General features: G+C 67.1%; 20 protein-coding genes and 1 pseudogene. 15 read left to right on the forward strand and 6 right to left on the reverse strand.

The annotated features are described in order from the left end of the window. Positions 1–3 precede the first annotated feature (3 nt). From BLR75_RS05945 to BLR75_RS05990, 10 genes are all read left to right on the forward strand, one after another. Positions 4–1,122: a Re/Si-specific NAD(P)(+) transhydrogenase subunit alpha gene (locus BLR75_RS05945; RefSeq protein WP_084311444.1), complete on the forward strand. Its 1,119-nt coding sequence runs from the start codon at positions 4–6 to the stop codon at positions 1,120–1,122. Between the two features lie 66 nt (positions 1,123–1,188). Further along, positions 1,189–1,509, forward strand: coding sequence for an NAD(P) transhydrogenase subunit alpha part 2 (locus tag BLR75_RS05950; RefSeq protein ID WP_084311443.1), 321 nt, complete (start codon positions 1,189–1,191; stop codon positions 1,507–1,509). Position 1,510: 1 nt separating this feature from the next. Beyond that, positions 1,511–2,962: an NAD(P)(+) transhydrogenase (Re/Si-specific) subunit beta gene (locus tag BLR75_RS05955; protein WP_084311442.1), complete on the forward strand. Its 1,452-nt coding sequence runs from the start codon at positions 1,511–1,513 to the stop codon at positions 2,960–2,962. Between the two features lie 188 nt (positions 2,963–3,150). Beyond that, positions 3,151–4,647, forward strand: a complete 1,497-nt coding sequence (gene scpC / locus BLR75_RS05960; protein WP_084311441.1) for a succinyl-CoA:acetate CoA-transferase ScpC — start codon at positions 3,151–3,153, stop codon at positions 4,645–4,647. Positions 4,648–5,004: 357 nt separating this feature from the next. Then, positions 5,005–5,211 (forward strand): DUF1127 domain-containing protein, encoded by a 207-nt coding sequence (locus BLR75_RS05965; RefSeq protein ID WP_084311440.1) that lies wholly within the window; start codon positions 5,005–5,007, stop codon positions 5,209–5,211. 307 nt (positions 5,212–5,518) lie between these two features. Continuing rightward, entirely contained in the window at positions 5,519–5,728 is a 210-nt protein-coding gene (locus BLR75_RS05970; RefSeq protein WP_084311439.1) for a DUF1127 domain-containing protein, read from the forward strand. A gap of 86 nt (positions 5,729–5,814) precedes the next feature. After that, a complete protein-coding gene (locus tag BLR75_RS05975) occupies positions 5,815–6,132 on the forward strand; it encodes a DUF2388 domain-containing protein (protein ID WP_084311438.1) in 318 nt (105 codons plus the stop codon). 123 nt (positions 6,133–6,255) lie between these two features. Continuing rightward, a complete protein-coding gene (locus tag BLR75_RS05980) occupies positions 6,256–6,558 on the forward strand; it encodes a DUF2388 domain-containing protein (protein ID WP_084314642.1) in 303 nt (100 codons plus the stop codon). 32 nt (positions 6,559–6,590) lie between these two features. Then, positions 6,591–6,926, forward strand: coding sequence for a DUF2388 domain-containing protein (locus tag BLR75_RS05985; RefSeq protein ID WP_084314643.1), 336 nt, complete (start codon positions 6,591–6,593; stop codon positions 6,924–6,926). Next, complete coding sequence (locus tag BLR75_RS05990) at positions 6,923–8,884, forward strand: DUF7844 domain-containing protein (RefSeq protein WP_084314644.1); 1,962 nt, start codon at positions 6,923–6,925, stop codon at positions 8,882–8,884. Before BLR75_RS05985 ends, BLR75_RS05990 begins: the two co-directional genes overlap by 4 nt. A gap of 276 nt (positions 8,885–9,160) precedes the next feature. Here BLR75_RS05990 and BLR75_RS05995 read toward each other — a convergent pair whose 3' ends face one another. Beyond that, complete coding sequence (locus BLR75_RS05995; protein WP_084314645.1) at positions 9,161–9,562, reverse strand: GFA family protein; 402 nt, start codon at positions 9,560–9,562, stop codon at positions 9,161–9,163. A 14-nt stretch (positions 9,563–9,576) separates the two neighbouring features. Continuing rightward, positions 9,577–10,338, reverse strand: coding sequence for a phytanoyl-CoA dioxygenase family protein (locus BLR75_RS06000; RefSeq protein WP_084314646.1), 762 nt, complete (start codon positions 10,336–10,338; stop codon positions 9,577–9,579). A gap of 146 nt (positions 10,339–10,484) precedes the next feature. On the opposite strand from BLR75_RS06000, the gene BLR75_RS06005 reads away from it, so the two are divergent. The 4 genes from BLR75_RS06005 (at position 10,485) to BLR75_RS06020 (ending at position 13,581) form a co-directional block, all read left to right on the forward strand. Further along, entirely contained in the window at positions 10,485–10,712 is a 228-nt protein-coding gene (locus tag BLR75_RS06005; RefSeq protein ID WP_084314647.1) for a CopG family ribbon-helix-helix protein, read from the forward strand. Beyond that, positions 10,709–10,990: a type II toxin-antitoxin system RelE/ParE family toxin gene (locus tag BLR75_RS06010; RefSeq protein WP_084314648.1), complete on the forward strand. Its 282-nt coding sequence runs from the start codon at positions 10,709–10,711 to the stop codon at positions 10,988–10,990. Before BLR75_RS06005 ends, BLR75_RS06010 begins: the two co-directional genes overlap by 4 nt. A 280-nt stretch (positions 10,991–11,270) precedes the next feature. Beyond that, on the forward strand, positions 11,271–11,924 hold the full coding sequence (locus tag BLR75_RS06015; protein ID WP_084314649.1) for an RcnB family protein: 654 nt from the start codon (positions 11,271–11,273) through the stop codon (positions 11,922–11,924). Positions 11,925–12,036: 112 nt separating this feature from the next. After that, positions 12,037–13,581 carry a 3-hydroxyacyl-CoA dehydrogenase gene (locus BLR75_RS06020; RefSeq protein ID WP_084314650.1) on the forward strand — a complete coding sequence of 515 codons (1,545 nt, stop codon included), beginning with the start codon at positions 12,037–12,039 and terminating at the stop codon, positions 13,579–13,581. Positions 13,582–13,908: 327 nt separating this feature from the next. On the opposite strand, the gene BLR75_RS06025 is transcribed toward BLR75_RS06020, so the two are convergent. Then, the gene (locus BLR75_RS06025) at positions 13,909–15,012 is read right to left on the reverse strand and encodes an aminopeptidase (protein WP_084314651.1); all 1,104 of its coding nucleotides are present in this window, start codon (positions 15,010–15,012) and stop codon (positions 13,909–13,911) included. A gap of 63 nt (positions 15,013–15,075) precedes the next feature. Here BLR75_RS06025 and BLR75_RS06030 point away from each other — a divergent pair. Next, a pseudogene (locus BLR75_RS06030) lies at positions 15,076–15,483 on the forward strand (PA0061/PA0062 family lipoprotein); the annotation flags it as partial. Between the two features lie 216 nt (positions 15,484–15,699). Here BLR75_RS06030 and BLR75_RS06035 read toward each other — a convergent pair. The 3 genes from BLR75_RS06035 to BLR75_RS06045 all read right to left on the reverse strand — a co-directional run bounded on the left by BLR75_RS06035 (position 15,700) and on the right by BLR75_RS06045 (position 20,124). Then, complete coding sequence (locus BLR75_RS06035; protein WP_084314652.1) at positions 15,700–17,025, reverse strand: TolC family outer membrane protein; 1,326 nt, start codon at positions 17,023–17,025, stop codon at positions 15,700–15,702. A 1-nt stretch (position 17,026) separates the two neighbouring features. Continuing rightward, positions 17,027–18,310 (reverse strand): HlyD family type I secretion periplasmic adaptor subunit, encoded by a 1,284-nt coding sequence (locus BLR75_RS06040; RefSeq protein WP_371858150.1) that lies wholly within the window; start codon positions 18,308–18,310, stop codon positions 17,027–17,029. Positions 18,311–18,375: 65 nt separating this feature from the next. Continuing rightward, entirely contained in the window at positions 18,376–20,124 is a 1,749-nt protein-coding gene (locus BLR75_RS06045) for a type I secretion system permease/ATPase (protein WP_084314654.1), read from the reverse strand. Positions 20,125–20,321: the final 197 nt, after the last annotated feature.

Raw genomic sequence — 20,321 nt, forward strand, 5'->3', positions numbered from 1 at the left:
CGAGTGCAGATCGGTGTCCCCCTCGAGACCCAAGCCGGTGAAACGCGGGTCGCTGCCACCCCGGAAACCGTCAAGAAACTGATCGGTCAGGGCCATCAGGTGATTGTCCAGAGCGGTGCCGGCGTCAACGCCAGCCTGCCGGACAGCACCTATGAAGCCGTCGGCGCGAAGATCGGCACTGCCGCCGAAGCCCTCGGCGCCGATCTGGTGCTGAAGGTGGTCGCCCCCAATGCAGCCGAGCTGGACCAGATGAAGTCCGGCGCCGTGCTCATCGGCATGCTCAACCCGTTCAACAACGAGAACAACGCCCTGATGGCCCAGCGCGGCGTCACCGCGTTCGCCCTCGAGGCCGCGCCGCGTACTTCCCGCGCGCAGAGCCTGGACGTGCTGTCCTCGCAGGCCAACATCGCCGGCTACAAGGCCGTGATGCTCGCCGCCAACCACTACCCGCGCTTCATGCCGATGCTGATGACCGCCGCCGGTACCGTGAAGGCCGCCCGCGTGCTGATCCTCGGCGCCGGCGTCGCCGGCCTGCAGGCGATCGCTACCGCCAAGCGTCTCGGTGCGGTGATCGAGGCCTCGGACGTGCGCCCGGCGGTTAAAGAGCAGATCGAATCCCTTGGCGCCAAGTTCGTCGACGTTCCCTACGAGACCGACGAAGAGCGCGAGTGCGCCGAAGGCGTTGGCGGCTACGCCCGGCCGATGCCGCAATCCTGGATGGAGCGCCAGGCCAAGGCCGTTCACGAGCGTGCCAAGCAGGCCGACATCGTGATCACCACCGCGCTGATCCCGGGCCGCAAGGCGCCGACGCTGCTGCACGAAGCCACAGTGAAGGAGATGAAGCCGGGTTCGGTGGTCATCGACCTCGCCGCGGCTCAGGGCGGCAACTGCCCGCTGACCGAGGCCGAACAGGTGGTGGTGAAGTACGGCGTGACCATCGTCGGCCACAGCAACCTGGCCGCCATGGTTCCGGCCGATGCCTCCGCCCTGTACGCCCGCAACCTGCTCGATTTCCTCAAGCTGACCCTGAGCGCCGAAGGTTTCAAGGTCAACATGGAAGACGACATCGTCGCCGCCTGCCTGATGTGCCGCGACGGACAGGTAGTGCGCAAGAACGGCTGACCCCAGGCAGCACTACTATATAAAGACGCGCCGGGCTTGCCCGGCCCTCAATTCCGGTGAAAGACGATGGAAGAAATGCTGATCTCCCACGGGATCTACAACCTGATCATCTTCGTGCTGGCCGTGTATGTCGGCTACCACGTGGTCTGGAACGTGACCCCTGCCCTGCACACTCCGCTGATGGCCGTGACCAACGCCATTTCCGCGATCGTTATCGTCGGCGCCATGCTGGCCGCCGCCCTGACCGTCACCCCGCTGGGCAAGGTCATGGGCACCCTGGCCGTGGCGCTGGCCGCAGTCAACGTGTTCGGTGGTTTCCTGGTTACCCGCCGCATGCTGGAAATGTTCAAGAAGAAAGCCCCGAAGGCTCAGGCGGAGAAACACTGACATGAGCATGAACCTGGTTACCCTCCTCTACCTGGTCGCCTCGGTGTGCTTCATCCAGGCGCTCAAGGGCCTGTCGCACCCGACCACGTCGCGCCAGGGCAACGCCTTCGGCATGATCGGCATGGCGATCGCCATCGTCACCACCGTGTTCCTGGTGTTCAAGCTGGCCGCCCAGCTGGGTGAAGGCGGCAACGCCGCCAGCGGCCTGGCCTACGTGGTGGTCGGCCTGCTGATCGGCGGCACCGCCGGTTCGATCATGGCCAAGCGCGTCGAAATGACCAAGATGCCGGAACTGGTCGCCTTCATGCACAGCATGATCGGTCTGGCCGCCGTGTTCATCGCCGTCGCCGCCGTCGTCGAGCCGCAGTCGCTCGGCATCGTGCAGCACCTGGGCGACACCATCCCGACCGGCAACCGCCTGGAGCTGTTCCTCGGCGCGGCCATCGGTGCCATCACCTTCTCCGGTTCGGTGATCGCCTTCGGCAAGCTGTCCGGCAAGTACAAGTTCCGCCTGTTCCAGGGCGCTCCGGTGCAATTCGCCGGCCAGCACATGCTGAACCTGGTGCTCGGCCTGGCCACCATCGGCCTGGGCCTGGTGTTCATGTTCACCGGCAACATGGCTGCCTTCGCCGCGATGCTGGCCCTGGCCTTCGTCATGGGCGTGCTGATCATCATCCCGATCGGCGGCGCCGACATGCCGGTGGTGGTGTCGATGCTGAACTCCTACTCCGGCTGGGCCGCGGCAGGTATCGGCTTCTCGCTGAACAACTCGATGCTGATCGTCGCCGGTTCGCTGGTAGGTTCGTCCGGTGCGATCCTCTCGTACATCATGTGCAAGGCGATGAACCGTTCGTTCTTCAACGTCATCCTCGGCGGCTTCGGCGCCGAAGCCGACGCGGGCCCGGCTGCCGGTTCGAAAGAGCAGCGTCCGGTGAAGTCCGGTTCCTCCGACGACGCCTCGTTCCTGCTGACCAACGCCGACAGCGTGATCATCGTTCCGGGCTACGGCCTGGCGGTGGCCCGCGCCCAGCACGCGCTGATGGAACTGGCCGAGAAGCTGACCCATCGCGGCGTGACCGTGAAGTTCGCCATCCACCCGGTTGCCGGCCGTATGCCGGGCCACATGAACGTCCTGCTGGCCGAGGCCGAGGTGCCCTACGAGCAGGTGTTCGAGATGGAAGACATCAACTCCGAGTTCGGTCAGACCGACGTGGTGCTGGTCCTCGGCGCCAACGACGTGGTCAACCCGGCCGCCAAGAACGATCCGAAATCGCCGATCGCCGGCATGCCGATCCTCGAGGCGTACAAGGCCAAGACCGTCATCGTCAACAAGCGCTCCATGGCCAGCGGCTACGCCGGCCTGGACAACGAACTGTTCTACCTGGACAAGACCATGATGGTCTTCGGCGACGCCAAGAAAGTCATCGAAGACATGGTCAAGGCCGTGGAATAAGCTTCACCGCGCGTCACAAGACACCGGCCTCGCGCCGGTGTCTTGCTTTCCGGCAACGGTACAGTTGCTGGACTTTGGTATTAGGAAGGTAACTGGCAGCCCGATTTTTCGACCTAGGTCTAAGGGCGAAAAATCCCCGAGTCCCTAGACTGGCCGCCTTGCACTTCCTACTGCCCGAGGTTTTCCAGATGTTCCGTGATCGCGTGCGTATGCCTTCCCTGCTCGACAAGGTGATGAGCGCGGCCGAAGCCGCTGCCCTGATCGAGGACGGCATGACCGTCGGCATGAGCGGCTTCACCCGCGCCGGCGAAGCCAAGGCGGTGCCGAAGGCGCTGGCCGAACGCGCCCGGCAGCAGCCGCTGCGCATCAGCCTGATGACCGGCGCCAGCCTGGGCAACGACCTCGACAAGCAGCTCACCGAAGCCGGCGTGCTGGCCCGGCGCATGCCGTTCCAGGTCGACAGCACCCTGCGCAAGGCGATCAACGCCGGCGAGGTGATGTTCATCGACCAGCACCTCTCGGAAACCGTCGAGCAGCTGCGCAACCACCAGCTCAAGCTGCCGGACATCGCGGTGATCGAGGCCGTCGCCATCACCGAGGAAGGCCATATCGTGCCGACCACCTCGGTGGGCAACTCGGCGAGCTTCGCCATCTTCGCGAAGAAGGTCATCGTCGAGATCAACACCGCGCACAACCCCAATCTGGAAGGCCTGCACGACATCTACATCCCGACCTACCGCCCGACCCGCACGCCGATCCCGCTGGTGAAGGCCGACGACCGCATCGGCAGCACCGCCATCCCGATCGACCCGGCGAAGATCGTCGCCATCGTCCACACCGAGCAGGCGGACTCGCCGTCCACCGTGCTGCCGCCGGACGACGAGACCCAGGCCATCGCCAACCACCTGATCGATTTCCTCAAGCGCGAAGTGGACGCCGGCCGCATGGGCAAGAGCCTCGGCCCGCTGCAGGCCGGCATCGGCAGCATCGCCAACGCGGTGATGTGCGGTCTGATCGAGTCGCCGTTCGAAGACCTGACCATGTACTCCGAAGTGCTGCAGGACTCGACCTTCGACCTGATCGACGCCGGCAAGCTGCGCTTCGCCTCGGGCAGCTCGATCACCCTGTCGCCGCGCCGCAACGCCGACGTGTTCGGCAACCTGGAGCGCTACAAGGACAAGCTGGTGCTGCGCCCGCAGGAAATCTCCAACCATCCGGAAGTGGTGCGCCGCCTCGGCATCATCGGCATCAACACCGCGCTGGAGTTCGACATCTACGGCAACGTCAACTCCACCCACGTCGGCGGCACGAAGATGATGAACGGCATCGGCGGCTCCGGCGACTTCGCCCGCAACGCGCACCTTGCGGTGTTCGTCACCAAGTCCATCGCCAAGGGCGGCAACATCTCCAGCGTGGTGCCCATGGTTAGCCACGTCGACCACACCGAGCACGACGTGGACATCCTGGTCACCGAGATCGGCCTCGCCGACCTGCGCGGCCTGGCCCCGCGCGAGCGCGCCCGGGCGATCATCGACAACTGTGTGCATCCGTCCTATCGCGACGCGCTGAACAGTTACTTCGAGGCCGCGTGCAAGCGTGGCGGACACACTCCGCATATCCTGCGCGAAGCCATGTCCTGGCATATCAATCTGGAAGAAAACGGCCACATGCTGGCCGCGAGCTGATGCCGGCGGCCTTGCAGGTCATTCGCAAGAGAATGGCCTGCAAGGCTGGACATCCTGGGAAAAAACCCGTAAAAAACAGCTTCGAACAGTTTTTTCCTCCGCTGCAACTGTTCCCTTCCCTCCAGTCACCCCCCGGTGACGACCACCTCGAACCTCTCCAGACTCGCTAAAACGCACCATTACAGGGCGCTGCAGTACAGTTCGCCCTGAAAAAGACCATTACAGTCCACTAAAACAGATCTCTGATCACACACAATACCCCCCAACTGTTCCTGTACCCTTTGACCGAATAGTCAGATCATATGTCCATCCAGTTACCACTCTGATTACTCGCCACAAGCGGGAAGGATCAACATCATGGGACGCACCCTCGTTTCCACCAACATCGCCAGCCGCCCTGTTTCCAGCAGCAGCCATCACAGCCTCGTGGGCACCATGCGCCTGTGGCAGCGTCGCATCGAAAGCCGCCGCCAGCTGGCCCGCCTGGATTCGCGCCTGCTCGCCGATGCCGGCATCAGCGAAGCCCAGCGCTACGCCGAACTGAGCAAGCCGTTCTGGCGTTGATTCGACAGTTCTACAGCTAAGCAGCACACGCGAAAACTGTACCTGTCGCCTGAGGCCGCTCTTCCACAGAGCGGCCCAAGGCAAACCTCCTCTTCCTCCCTCCGCTCCGCTTCATCGTCCAGCTTCGGGCGCATCCCTCCTTCGCTCCCTTCGCAACAGTAGGCGCCAAATACGGCAGCACAGTTGCCATCCTGCGCGGACTGTTCCCGCACAATTCTCCCCCGCTGCCTCTGCCTGCGATTCGCCGCCGGTGCGAGTCTGAAGCTCGGCTTTCACACCCACCGTGGAAGACAAAGAGGGCATCGTCATGGAGCTTGAATACACCACCCCCGGTCTCGTCCCCACTCTCGAAACCCGCGCGCGCCCGCTGAACCGACTGTTCCGCCTGTTCGCGCTGTGGCGACAGAACATCCGCACCCGCCGGCAGCTGGCCGAACTGGACGAGCGACTGCTCTCCGACGTGGGCATCAGCCCGAGCGAGCGCATTGCGGAAATCTCCCGGCCCTTCTGGCGCTGAATCGCTGGAGCATAATCGTTGTCTTGGCTAGGCTGTGCGGAGGGGCGGCACTCCAGCCGCCCGCTTCCGCCTACTGGAGTAGCCATATGAATCGTTTGCGTCTTATCGGTGCTGTCGCCCTGCTGGCCTGCGCCAGCAGTGCCTTCGCTACCAGCTTCGTGGTCACCACCGACATGACGGTTCGTGCCACCGGCTCGACCTCGGACGCCACCAGCGACATCAGCAACTCGTTCAAGGATGACAAGATCGTCCGCGAGGCCCGTGATGACGCAGCCAGCTTCGTCGCCAGCCAGGGCGACATCCGCGGCGCACAGCTGGAAGCGGCCTTCCGCCACATCCGCAGCAAGCTGCCGACCCTCGCCGCCGACGACATGCAGCTGGCGAAGGCCATCCTGACCATCTGATCCGGCACCCGGTCCGCACGGTCCGGGCACTGATTTCCCGCACCGGCCCGAGGCCATCTCTGGCCGTGCGGGCCGCATTCCGTTAGCCTTGGCGCCCTTCGTTCCGACAACCGCCAAAGCTCCATGCGCACGTCCCTTACCCTCCTCGCCTGCCTCAGCGCCGCCAGTCCCGCCCTCGCCTTCGACCTGACCACCCAGCTCGGCGTGGCCACCACCTACGTCACCAGCGATGTGAGCAGCCGCCCGTTCGAGAAGCGCCTGCTGGCCAGCGCCCGCGACGACGCCGCCAGCTTCATCGCCAGCGACGGGCGAATCCGCGGCGCCCGGCTGGAACAGAGCCTGCACTGGCTGCGCCAGGAACATCCCGGCCTGCACGCCAGCGACCGGGAACTGGCCGAAGCCATTCTTGCCCAAACTAGTGAGTGAGCAGCCCCGCTGCCCTTTCCGGAGAAACATCCATGCGCCTCAGCTCCATCCCCAAGCATTCCCTCGCCATCGGCCTGCTGCTCGCCGCCTTCGCCGGCAGCGCCCAGGCCCAGTCGGTGGTGCGCCTGTTCAACATCACCACCAACGCCATCGGCCGCAGCCTCGACTTCACCTCCGACACCACCACCTCGATCCGCGACATGAAGATCGTGGTCGAGGCCCGTGACGACGCCGCCAGCTTCGTCGCCAGCGAAGGCGCCATCCGCGGCGTGCAGCTGGAAGCGGCGTTCAGCTACCTGCGCGACCAGCTGCCGGAAGCCCGCCAGGCCTCCGACCAGCAGCTCGCCGAAGCCATCCTCGCCCTGTGAGACCCGCCGGCCGCCGCTGGCTGGCGGCACTCGCCCTGCTGCTGGCCGGCAGCGCCCACGCCGCCCTGCGCCTCGACCTGCAGGACCAGGGCCTGACCGCGGCGCAACGCAGCGCCAGCCAGCAACTGCTGGACGAGGCACTGCAGCGGTTGCCCGAGACATTCGTCGAACGCCTGGACCGCCGCGTCAGCGTCGAATGGCGCGACGACCTGCCCAGCGACGGCATGGGCCGCGCCCTGCGCCCCGATGCCATCGCCCTGAGCCGCCGCTATCTCGCCGCGCTCGCCGACGGCAGCGCGGCAACCGAGCAGACCGGCCGCAGCCACGGCACCCTGCGCCGCGAACTGCTCGCCACCCTGCTCCACGAACTGACCCACCTGTACGACCGCGCGCGGCTGTGGACGCCCGCCGAAGCCAGCCTGATCCGCCGCTGCAGCACGCGCCGGGACACGCTGGGACGCGCCGGCGAACCCGGCGAGTGCCGCGTCCAGGCCGGGCGCCGCTTCAGCCTCTCCGACGACCCGCGCCTGCTCGACCTCGCCGGCTGGCCGCAGTACGCCGGCAAGCACGGCCAGCGCGAGGCGCACAACCGCTTCGTCCTGCGCAGCCCGGACCCCTACGAGCTGAGCAACCCGCGCGAGTTCGTCGCGGTGAACATGGAGTACTTCCTCCTCGACCCTAGCTACGCCTGCCGCCGCCCGGCGCTCTACCGGTTCTACGCCGAACGCTTCGGTGAGCGCCCGCAGCGCGCCGACTGCCCGTCGGGCTACGCCTACCTCAACGCCGGCCGCGACTTCGCCCGCCAGCCACTGGGCCAGCTCGACCCGGAGCGCGTCTACGAGGTCGACTACCTGCTCGCCGAGGCCAACGACCAACTGGTCTCGCGCTGGGGCCATGCCATGCTGCGCATCGTCGTCTGCGCCCCGGGCCGCCCGCGCGGGCCGGCCTGCCGGCTGGACCTCGACCGCCACCTGGTGCTGTCCTACCGCGCCTTCGTCGGCGACCTGCAGCTGTCCAGCTGGGACGGCCTGACCGGCGCCTACCCGTCGCGGCTGTTCGTCCTGCCGCTGTCGCAGGTGATCGAGGAATACACCAAGGTCGAACTGCGCAGCCTCGCCTCGATCCCGCTCAGGCTGAGCCGCGCGGAAATCGCCGAACTGGTCGAGCGCGCCGCGCAGAGTCACTGGAGCTACGACGGCAACTACTACTTCATCTCCAACAACTGCGCGGTGGAAACCCTCAAGCTGCTGCGCAGCGGCGTGCCCGACCCGCGCCTGCAGAGCCTCGACAGCATCACCCCCTACGGCGTGGTGGAACTGCTGGAAAACCGCGGCATGGCCGATCCCAGCGTGCTCGACGACCCGAAGGAAGCGCTGCGCCTCGGCTACCGCTTCGACTCCTTCCGCGACCGCTACCAGGCGATGTTCGAAGTGATCCGCCAGCGCATGGACATTCCCCAGCAAAAGGTCGAGGACTGGCTCGCCCTGCCGGCCAAGCAGCGCCGCGACTGGTTCCCCCGCGCCGACCTGCGCGCCAGCGCCGCCCTGCTGCTGCTGGAACAGGCCTCGCTGCGCCGCCAGCTGCTGATCGCCCAGGACGAACTCAAGCGCCTCTACCTCGGCCACCGCGACGACGCCGCGGCCGACCCGAAACTGGCCAGGGCCGGCGGCACGCTGCAGCGCATCCTCGACGACAGCGGTTTCCTCAGCCGCCCGGCGGAACTGCTCGACGGCGGCTACGGCCTGCCGCAACCCGGCGAATCCGCCCGCCTGGAACAACAGGCCCACGCCCGCCAGGCACGCCTGCGCCAGCTCAGCGACGACCTGGAAAAGGAAGTCCGCGAACTGCTGGAGCCCTCCCGCCGCGAGGAACTGGAAGCGCTGGAAGCCAACCTGAAGCTGCTCGGCACGCACCTGCGCGAACTGCACAAGGCGGCCGGCGGGCTGGAGTTGCCCTGACGTATCCGTCGGGCGGTACGAGATGGCGAAGCCTGGAGCTGGCGTAGGGTGGATCACGCTCCACCGATCCACCATGGCCGCGCATGCGGCCCCACAATGGTGGATGAAAAAAACCTCATCCACCTACCTTTCTGCGGCACCTGAGATCGCTGTAGGAGCGGGCCATGCCCGCGACACGCCGTGCCGAACCATTTCGCGGGCATGGCCCGCTCCTACAATGCTGCCCAGCCACCGCTTTGGCCGTATCGGCGGATGAAGCGTTCCGCTTCATTCGCCCTACAACCTCTCCTCCTCTTCCTCCGGCAACTGCTCGTCCAGATGCAGCCACGGCAGCCGGCTCTTCGTCCAGATATGCCGGTCCGGCCGCACCCGTTCCGGGTGGTCGAGGGTGGCGATGGTCAGGTCCAGCGTCTGTGGATAGGCTTCCGAACGGAAGGTCAGCTGGGCGCCGCAGCGGCCGCAGAAGCTGCGCGTGCAGCCCGGCGTCGAGTGGTAGTCGTTCGGTGCGCCACTCAGCCAGCGGAAGGATTCGGCCGGCACCGTCGCCCAGGTCACCGCGACGGCGCCGCTGCAGCGCCGGCAGATCGAGCAATGGCAGTGCGCGACGTCGGTCAGCGGCGCCTCGACTTCGTAGCGCAGCGCGCCGCAATGGCAGCCGCCCTGGATCTTTTCGCTCATCCGCACTCCTCCCTTCAGTCGTATTCCGCCGCCTCGTGGTCGCCGAGTAGCCGGCGCTGGCGGGGCGTGCAGGCGGCCAGCACCTCGGGATTGAAACGCCATTCGAGATAGGGCGAGAACTTCTGCGCCACCATGCGCCGGCCGTAGTGCACCTGCAGCAGGTAGCGGCTGCGATCGGTGGCGCGGTTGCGGCTGCCGGCGTGCCATAGCTCGCTGCGCAGGAACAGTACGTCGCCAGCCCGGCACAGCACGGCCTGCGGTTCGCGGCCCTGCCAGTCGCTCTCACCCTCGTGCGGCGGTCGGCCGGCAAGATGGCTGCCGGGAATCACCAGGGTAGGGCAGAGCAGTTCGTCGATGTCGTCCAGGTAGATCTGCGCGGTGCAGACGAACATCGGCAGCTCGAACGCCGGATCGGCCAGCAGGACCGGCGGCAGTCGCATCGGCAGGTAGTCGAGGTGCAGGTCGGCGCCGATGAACCCCGGATGGCAACGCCAGGCGGTCTGGCCGATCACGTGGCAGTCCGCGCCCATCGCCGCCTCGGCCAGCTCGATCACCCCCGGCAGGTCGAGATAGGGCAGCCACAGGGGAGAGCGGTTGAACACGCACTTGTAGTGGTCGACCAGCCCCTCGTAGTCCCAATGCACCGGCTCAAGCCCGTCGATGGCGCTGCGCAGTTCGGCGATCCCATCGGGCCCGACGATCCCGCGCAGCAGCACATAGCCGTCCTCGTGCATGGCGGCGAGTGCCGTGGCCGTGCTTTCGGTCCGCTCCCTCATGAGCCACCCCATCCACCCAGCGTTTCCCCAGTTTAGGACTGCCCCGGCAACAGCCGGTGCAGCTTTTTTGCCCATCGGAGCAGGGCACCGTATACTCCTGTAATCTTTGTAAACGATGTATACACCGTATACGCAGCGATCAGAAAATGACCACCGTAATCTCCTTTCGGGCCGATGACGGCCTTGCCGCGGCGCTGGACGAACTGGCCCGCGCCACCCACCGGGACCGCCCGTATCACCTGCGCCAGGCCCTGGCGCAGTACCTGGAACGCCAGAGCTGGCACGTCGCGGCGATCGACGAGGGGCTGGCGGACGCCAATGCCGGGCGCCTGCTGCCGCACGCGGAAATCGAAGCGAAGTGGGGGCTGGCATGAGTCTGCTGTGGAGCCACAAGGCCGCCGCCGATCTGGACGCCATCTATGACCACTACGTGGTGCTGATCGGCCCGGAAAAGGCGCTGAAAGCCATCCAGGACATCCTCGGCCAGGTGAAACCGTTGCAGGACCCGGCTCTCGGCAGCAGTGGCGAACCGAGCGAAGTACCCGGCGTGCGCGAGCTGCCGATCGAACGCTGGCCATTCGTGACCGCATACCGGGTCAAGGGTCGCAATGTGGAAATCCTGCGCATCGACCGTGCGAATAATCCCGCCTGAAAGTGGGCACACGGTTACAAGATATTTCAAACCATTGACTTCTATTTATTTACGTGAAACCAAATCAAATGACCAAATTAAATAGATAACGTCATTAATTGAATGAAGCACTTAAATTCGCCTTTTAAATGACCACACACTAGCCATCCTTTCGACCCTCTTTCCCAGCCCGCCTGCCGTCCGACGGCACGGCGGCAGCGGAACTTTCGCCCCTCCGGCCCACTCAGTTCTGGCAGCAGATTTCCCACACCCGCCTTCCCTGATTCCGGCCCGTACATCCATGAACATGCGCATCCGCCGTCCGCGTAGCCTGCTTGCCCTGCTCCTCCTGCTTTCCCCTGTCAGCGTGCTTGCCTGGAACGGCAACGACGGCCACCAGCAATGGCAGGAACAGCGCCGCCAGCAGGACGAGCGCCAGCGCCACCACGAGGAACGGCAACGCCATGAGGCGGAAAGACGCCGGCAGGAACAGGACCGTCGCCGCCAGGAACAGCACCAGCAGTTCGCCCGCGAGCAGCAGTGGAAGCAGGAGCAGCACCGGCAATGGCAGGAGCGCCAGCGCCAGGAAGCCGAGCGCCAGCGGCACTGGCGCGAGGAACAGCGGCGTCACCAGGAGGAACGCTGGCGCCAGCGGGAAGAGGCGCGCCGGCGCGAGGCCGAACAGCACCGTCGCTGGGAAGAACAGCGGCGCCACGACGAACAGCGCCGGCGCTGGGAGCAAGCGCAGCGCTGGCAGGGCGGATCTGAGCGGGGCTGGCGGCTGGGCCAGCACGTATCGCGCGACTATCGCCGGCGCCATTATCTGCAGGACTGGCGCGCACACCGCCTGCCGCGGCCGCGGCATGGCCAGCAATGGCTGCTGACCGGCCGCCACTATCTGCTGGTGGATCGCGACGACGGTTCGATCAGCCGAATCCTCAGAGCCTACCGCTGAGCGGGGAGGGTGCAGGGCACCGGCAGCGGACCGCCGGACGCATCCGGAACTCCAGAGTGCGGCGACCTCGTCTAAGTTTGATGCAGGACCGCTCGACGAGGATTCCCGTGCCATGCAACGCCCCTCACTTCCGCAACCGCCGTCCTTCAGCCGCATCGGCGTCATCGGCGCCGGTGTCATGGGCCGCGGCATCGCCCAACTGTTCGCCAACAGCGGCCTGCCGGTGCGCCTCTACGACAGCCGGGCGGAAAGCATCCAGCAGGCACTCGACCTCAACCGCCAGCTGTTCGAGCACGTCGCCGCGCGCAACGGCCTGGGCGACGACGTGCTGGCGATCACCCCGCAGCGCATGGTCGCCGCCCACAGCCTCGACGAGCTGCACGACTGCGACCTGCTGATCGAGACCATAGTCGAGGACCTTGGCGCCAAGCAGTCGCTGTTCGCCGAGCTGGAGGCGCGGGTGGCGCCGGACGCGGTGCTGGCGAGCAACACCTCGTCGCTGTCGGTCAGCCGCATCGCACGCAAGTGTAAGAACCCGCGGCGCGTCGCCGGGCTGCATTTCTTCAACCCGGTGCCGCTGATGCGGGTGGTGGAAGTGGTGCGCGGCGAGCGTACCGACGAATCGGTGATCGCCCGCCTGGCGCACCTGGCCGAGCATGTCGGGCACTTCCCGGCGCTGACCAGCGACAGTCCCGGCCTGATCGTCACCCACGCCGGCCGCGCCTTCAGCAGCGAGGCGCTGCGCATCCTCAGTGAGGGCATCGCCAGCCCCGCACAGGTCGACCGCATCCTGCGCGACGGCGCCGGCTTCCGCATGGGGCCGTTCGAACTGCTCGACCTGGCCGGGCTGGATATCGTCCACACGGTGATGGAGTCGCTCTACCAGCAGTTCTACCAGGACCCGCGCTACACGCCCTCGCCGCTGGCGGCCCAGCGCGTCGCCGCCGGCCTGCTCGGGCGCAAGAGCGGGGAGGGCTTCTACCGCTACCAGGACGGCCTGCCGCTGCTCGATCCGGAGCCGGTGCAGGCACCGGTGCTGCTGAACAGGCCGTTCTGGCTGGACAGCCAGGACCCCGAGCTGCGCCACCGCATCGGCAGCCTGCTGAGCCAGGCCGGAGTGGTGCTGGAAAGCTGCGAGGCGCCGTCGTCGCGGGCGATCTGCCTGGTGACGCCGATGGGCGAGGACGCCAGCACGCGCATCGACGCCCTCGACCTGCCGCCGGAACGCAGCCTGGCGCTGGAAACCTTCACCGAACTCGACCGCCGCCGCGTGCTGATGCGCCAGCCGGCGCTCGACCCGGCGCTGGAGGTGCAGGCGCGCCAGGCGCTGTCCAGCGACGGCGTGCCAGTGGAGGTGATCAGCGACTCGCCCGGCTTCGTCAGCCAGCGGGTGATCGCCAGCATCGTCAACTTCGGCTGCGAGATCGTGCAGCGCGGCATCACCACGCCGGTGACCCTCGACCGCGCGGTGCAACTGGCGCTGGGCTATCCCTTCGGCCCGCTGGCGTTCGGCGAGCATTACGGCGCGGCGCGCATCCTCACCATTCTCCAGGGGCTGCAGGGCTGCTACGGCGAGCCGCGCTACCGGCCGAGCCCGTGGCTGCGGAGGCGGGTGCAGCTGGATCTGCCGCTGCATTGTCCGGATGCGGCGGAATAGTCGTGTAAGAGCGCGCCTTGCGCGCTATTCGCGGGCATGGCCCGCTTCCTACACAGGATTCGCGAGCAAGCTCGCTCCTACAGGCACGTTCCCGCTCTTCGTAGGACCGAGGGGGACGCCCAGTCCTTGCTCGCGAACAAATGCGCTGAAATACCAAGACAGGCTCCTACCCTAACGCCATACAAGCGCGCCATGCGCGCGACATGGGGACGGGTCGCGGGCATGGTCCGCTCCTGCAGGTTGGCGCATCGGCGGATAACGCTGGCGCGTTATTCGCCCTACCAAAGCAGACTGGCCCGGTTCCGTAGGGCGAATGACCGTTCGCGGTTATCCGCCGGGAGTCCGGAAGGCGTAGGGCTGGCCGGCGTCGAGGCGTTCCAGCGCCGCGTGGCGTTCGCTCGCCGGCAGGGCGGCGAGTTTTTCCACCCGGGCGTGGAACGCCGGCCAGTTGCCGCCGAGCTGGCGGAACAATTCGGCGAAGGCCGGCACCCACTGGTCGTAGAGGCCGAACGGCAGCAGCTTGGCGTTGTTCAGCGGCGCCTCGATCCAGGCGTCGAACGGCCCCTTGCCGCCCCATTCGCGATCACGCAATGCGCGGTATTCGCGGCGCAGCCGGTCGAATTCGGCGGCCTTGCCGGCGCGCAGCTCGGCGGCCGGGCGGCCGCTGGCGTAGAGCTTCTGCAGCCGCTCGCGGGTGTCCAGCACCAGGCGGGCGAGGGCGTCGCGCTGCGCGGCGAGCGGGCTGTCCTGCGCCGGCAGGCCCTGGGCGGCGCGCCACCGACGGCCGCCTTCGCGCTCGACGAAGCTGGCGTAGGACTCGTTGAAGGCGGTGTCGCCGGGCAGGTAGAAGCGCTGGTGCGCCAGCTCGTGGAAGATGGTCTCGGCGAGGCGCTGGTCGCCCCAGCGCAGCATGCTGCTGAGGATCGGGTCGTCGAACCAGCCGAGGGTCGAATAGGCCTCCACGCCGCCGACATGAACGTCCATGCCATCCCCCTGCAGGCGGCGCGCCTCGGCGCGGGCGGCGGCCTCGTCGTAGTAGCCGCGATAGGCCACGCAGCCGGCGATCGGGAAGCAGTGGGTCAGCGGCTGCAGCGACAGCTCCGGCGTGGCGAATACGTTCCACACCACGTAGGGCCGGCGGATGTCGCTGTACAGGCGGTAGCTGCGGTTGTCCGGCAGGCCCAGCTCGGCGCTGGCGAAGGCGCGCGCCTCCTGGGCCAGGCGCAGACGCTGGCGCAGCGCGGCGTCGCGGGCGGGGTCGTCGACCACTTCCGCCACCGGTTCGCGGGCGGCCAGCAGGCGCAACTGGCCGCTGGCGAGCTGGCCGTAGTAGCCGAGGCTGGAACAACCGCTCAGCGCCAGAAGCGCCAGGCAGGGAACCCAGCGGGGCAATCGGCGGTCGAGTGTGCGAACAAGCGGGAGGACAGGCATGCCGCCGAAAATAGCACAGCGCTCCCGCACGCCGCTGCCCACACTGAAACGTCCGGAGTTCCCATGCGCCTGCTGCTGATCACCGCCGGCCTGCTCACCCTGAGCGGCTGTTCCCTGCTGATGCCGACCCCAGACCCGAACCGCGCCTGGATCGATCTCCACACCGACAGCCGGAGCGACCTCGCGGCGATGAAGGTGGACGGCAAGGAATGGCCCAGCTCGCGCTATTTCGAAGTCGATCCGGGCCAGCACGAACTGGGCGTTCGCTACCAGTTCCAGGTCGACCCCACCAACATCGGCAGCGGAACCCCCTCAGCGCTGTGGCGCGACTGCAGGCTCACGGTGAAATACCCGGACTTCAGCTCTGGCCAGCGCTATCGCCTGGAGACGGGAGCCATCGGCTTCCGCCCGTGGGCGAAGCTGTACGACGCACAGGCCAAGGTCATCGCCCGGGGCAAGGAGCAGGGTTGCGACGGCGCGCAGCCGGACAGCACGGCGGACAGCGACGGGCCCGCTCACGAAGGGCTTCGCTTCAAGTGGCCGTCCTGGCTGCCGCGCCTCTCGGGGAAAGGCGAAACCGGCCAGGACATGCAGCAGTAGCACCGCCCAGGGCACTGCGCACCCGCATGAATCCGTCGCCGCCACTCGGCAAGCCGGCGGCATGTGCCGGAACCTTTCGCCCGCCCGCTATGGCCTGATCTGCTGCTCCGACGCCAGGTACGCATTGGCGTCGGCGATGTCGTCATCCCCCAGGCCGCCCACCGATGCCGCCAGGCGCAGGCGCGAGACCAGGTAGCGCAGCTTGGCTTCGAACAGGTCGCGGCGGGCGCTGTAGTACTGCTCCTCGGCATTGAGGATGTCGACGTTGGTGCGGGTGCCGGCCTGGAAGCCCTTGCGGCTCGAGATGATCGACTGCTGGCTGGAGCGCACCGCCGTTTCCAGCGCCCGGATGCGCGCGGCGCCGCTCTGCACGCCATGGAATTCGCGGGTGGTTTCCGAGAGCACTTCCTCGCGCGAGGCCTTCAGGTCCTCTTCGGCCTTGTCGCGGTTGGCCACCGCCTGGCGCGCCTGGGCGCTCACTCCGCCGCCGCTGTAGAGCGGGATGTTCACTTCCAGGCCCACCGAGCTGTAGCGGTTCTTCTGGTCGAGGGTGGAGATGGTTTCGCTCTTGCCGTAGGTGTAGCCGGCGACGAAATCCAGCGTCGGCCAGTGCCCGGCCCTGGCCTTCTTCATCTCTTCCTCGGCCACGTCGACGCTGTAGCGGCTGGCGCGGATCGCCGGGTTGTCGGCCTTGGCGCGGGCCAGCCAGTCCTGCAGGTTGTTCGGCTGCGGCGGCGAGGTGGCGAAGTCGCCGCGCAGCGTCGCCAGGCTCTCCGGCAGCACGCCGAGGTATTCCTGCAACAGGCGGCGCGCCACCAGCAGGTTGTCCTCCGCCTCGATCAGCTCCGCTTCGGCCAGGTCGCGCCGCGCCGCCGCATCGTCGACGTCGGTGCGCGAGCCCTCGCCGAGCTCCATGCTGCGGCTGGCGAGGTCGAGCTGTTCCTCGAAGGCCCTGAGCTTGGCCTGCGCCAGTTCGATCGACTCCCGCGCCAGCAGCACGTTGAAGTAGCGTCCGGCCAGGTTGATCGCCGCTTCCTGGCGCCTGGTGTCGAACACCGCGTTGCTGTATTCGGTGCGCCGGTCGCCCTGGCGGTATTCGGCCATCTTGCGCTTGTCGAACAGCGTCTGGCGCAGGCGCAGGGCGGCGCCGTAGGAGCCGTAGTCGAGATCGTTGTCGATGTTGTTCTGTTCCTGCTCGCCGTTGACCTCGTTGTCGTAGCCGGTGGCGTTGATCTGCGGCAGCAGGCCGGCCTTGCCGATCGGTCGGTATTCCTGCCCGGCGGCCTTCTCGTGCACGGCCGACTGGTAGATCGGCCCCTGGTACTGCAGCAGATCCCAGGCTTCCTTGAGGTCCATCGCGCCCGCAGGCAGGGCGAATCCCACCAGGCAGGCCAGGAGGCGTTCCCTTGCCATGTCATTGCTCCTTGAACGAACTGTCGACCCGGTCCAGCAGCGGCTTCAGCAGGTAACTCAGCAGGTTGCGCTCGCCGGTCTTGATGGTGACGCTGGCCGGCATGCCCGGGCGGATGCGGTTGGCACCGAGCTTGTCCATGCCTTCGGGCGTCACCTCGATCTGCGCGAGGTAGTAGGGTTGCTTGCTCTGCTCGTCGATCAGGCGGTCGGCCGAGACGGTCAGCACGCGGCCGGGAATGTTCGGCGTCTGCGCGTGGTTGAAGGCGGGGAAGGAGATGTCCACCGGCAACCCCGGAATCATCTTGTCGATGGCCTGCACCGGGATGTTGGCGTCGACCTGCAGCGGCTCGTTGTCCGGGACTATGTCCATGATCTTCGCGCCGGCCTGGATCACGCCGCCGATGGTGGCGATGCTCAGGCCCTGCACCATGCCGTCGATGGGCGAACGGATCGAGGTGTGCCGGACCTCGTAGTCCAGCGAGCGCAGGCGGTCGGCGAGGCTGCCGCTTTCCTTCTGCACCTCGGTGAGCTGCGACTCGACTTCCTTGAAGTAGTCGTGGCGACGCTGGAGGATGCGCAGCTCCAGTTCGGTGACCTGGCTGCGCACGCGGGCGATGTTGTTGATGTTCTCCGCCTGGCCGGCGTTCAGCTCGGCGGCGCTGCGCTCCAGTTCGAGCATGCGGTTGCGCGGGATGTATCCCTCCGCGGCAAGGGTACGGGTTCCGGAAAGCTGCTCCTGGAGGAATTTCGCCTGGGTGGCGCGGGCGGCGTAGACCTGCTGCAGGCCCTTGACCTGGATTTCGGCGGCGTCCTGGGTTTCCTCGAGGATGCTCAGCTCGCCGGCCAGGCCCGCGCGGCGGGTGTGGAACAGGCGCCGCTGCAGCTCGATGGCCTCGTCCAGGCGCCGGTCGCCCTGGAAGCGCTCCAGCATGTCGGCGTCGAACACCACTTCGTCGCGGCCGTCGCGCTCGGCTTCCAGGCGGTTCTCCACGGTCTTGCTGACGATGTACTGCGCCCTCACCACGCCGCGTTCGGCGATGGCGCGGGTGGCATCCAGGCGTATCAGTTCCTGGTCCTTGCGCACCCTGTCGCCTTCGCGCACCAGGATCGCCTCGACGGTGCCGCCGGTGAGGTGCTGGATGGTCTTGCGGTTGCTGCTCACCTTCACCGTGCCATTGGCCACCACGCCGGCATCCAGGGGCGCCAGCCAGGACCAGAGGAGGAACCCGCCGAAGCCGGCGACCACCAGCCAGATGCCCCAGCGGGCCGGCTTGCGGGTATCCATGTCGACCACCACCTGCTGGGTGGAGGGGAACAGGGTTTCCTTGCGTTCAACGAGATGCATGGCCGTCACTCCCTGCCACTGGCGCTGGCGCTGACCGGGGCGACCGGGTGCGGACCCGCCGCCATGACGTTGGCCTGGCGCAGCGTGGCGAACACTTCGTCACGGGTGCCGCACAGCTGCATGCAGCCGTCGCGCAGCATCAGCACCTTGTCGACCAGCCCGAGCACGGTCGGGCGGTGGGAAATCAGCACCGAGGTGGCGCCGCGCCGCTTGAGGTCGGCGAGCGCGTCGACCAGCGCCTTTTCGCCGACGTCGTCGAGGTTGGAGTTCGGCTCGTCGAGCACCACCAGCGCGGGCTCGCCGTACAGCGCGCGGGCCAGGCCGATGCGCTGCTTCTGGCCGCCGGACAGCGGGCTGCCGTCGACGCCGAGCACGGTGTCGTAGCCCTGCGGGAAGCGCAGGATCATTTCATGGACCCCGGCGGACCTGGCCGCGCTGATCACCGCCTCGCTGTCGATCTCGCCGAAGCGGGCGATGTTCTCGGCGATGCTGCCCTCGAACAGCTCCACGTCCTGCGGCAGGTAGCCGAGCCAGGGACCGAGCTCGGCCTTGTTCCAGCTGAACACGTCGGCGCCGTCCAGGCGTACCTTGCCGAGCTGCGTCGGCCACACGCCGACCAGCAGGCGCGCGAGGGTGGACTTGCCGGCGGCCGACGGGCCGATCACGCCGAGGCATTCGCCGGGCGCAAGGTTGAAGGTCACGCCGCTCAGGATGCCGGTGCTGGTGCCGGGCGCGCCGGCATGCACGCCTTCCACCGAGAGCGCGCCGAGCGGCCGGCTGAGCGGCATGCTGGGCGGCCGCTGCGGGTACTCGTCGAGCATCTTGTTCAGCCGGCCCCAGGCCATGCGGCAACCGAGCAGTTGCTTCCAGCTGGCGATCGCCTGTTCCACCGGCGCCAGCGCTCGGCCGGAGAGGATCGAGCAGGCGATCATCATCCCGGCGGTGATCTCGCCCTGGATCGCCAGCAGCGCGCCGGCGCCGAGGATCAGCGACTGCAGGGTGATGCGCACGAAGCGCCCCGTGCCGGCGATGTAGGCGGCGCGGTCGGAAGCCAGCGTCTGCCGTTCGAGGATGCGCAGGTGGCCCTTGAACCAGCGGCCACTGATCGCCGGCAGCATGCCCATCGCCTCGATCACTTCGGCGTTGCGCAGGTTGTTGTTGGCATAGATGCCGGACTCCTGCGATGCCTGGTTGGCCTCGGCCAGCGGCTTGCGGGTGGCGACTTCGGTGAGCACGGCCAGGCACACCAGGATCAGCGAGCCGATCAGGATGATCAGCGCCAGTACCGGGTGGATCAGATAGGTGACCAGCAGGTAGACCGGCGTCCACGGCGCGTCGAAGAAGGCGAACAGGGCGTTGCCGGTGAGGAACTGGCGGACCTGGGAAAGGTCCTGCAGGGCCTGCGCCGGATTTCCGCCGGCGCGGCCGAGGTTGCGCTCGAAGGCGGCGGTGAAGATGCGCTGGTTCAGGTCCATGTCCAGGCGGTTGCCGACCCGGATCAGCACGCGCCCGCGGGCGATTTCCAGCAGCGCCATCAGCAGGTACAGGCCGCATACCAGGATGGTCAGCATCATCAGGGTGGTGACGTTGCTGCTGACCAGGGCGCGGTCGTAGACCTGCATCATGTACACCGCAGGCGCCAGCATCAGCAGGTTGACCACGCCGCTGAACGCGGCGAGCGAGTAGAAGGTACGGCGAAGACGAAACAGCACGTCCGACAGTTCGGACCGACGGGGTGATTTCTTGTTGTCCATTGCGCTGTCCACCTCGAACCAGTTGGCAGACTCTGAGGAGGTGATGCACGGGCGTCAGACGGGGAAGGGGAAGCTCGCTGTCGCACCATGCAACCCGTTGCGGGAGAGCGCTCAGTCCGAATGATCTTGTCGCTCACCTGAAACAGCAGCGTAGGTTAGGAGTGTCAATCCGGCGATACAGTTTTGGCCTTCCGAGA

It is taken from the genome of Pseudomonas jinjuensis (assembly GCF_900103845.1).
In the GTDB taxonomy this organism is placed as follows: Bacteria; Pseudomonadota; Gammaproteobacteria; order Pseudomonadales; family Pseudomonadaceae; genus Pseudomonas; species Pseudomonas jinjuensis.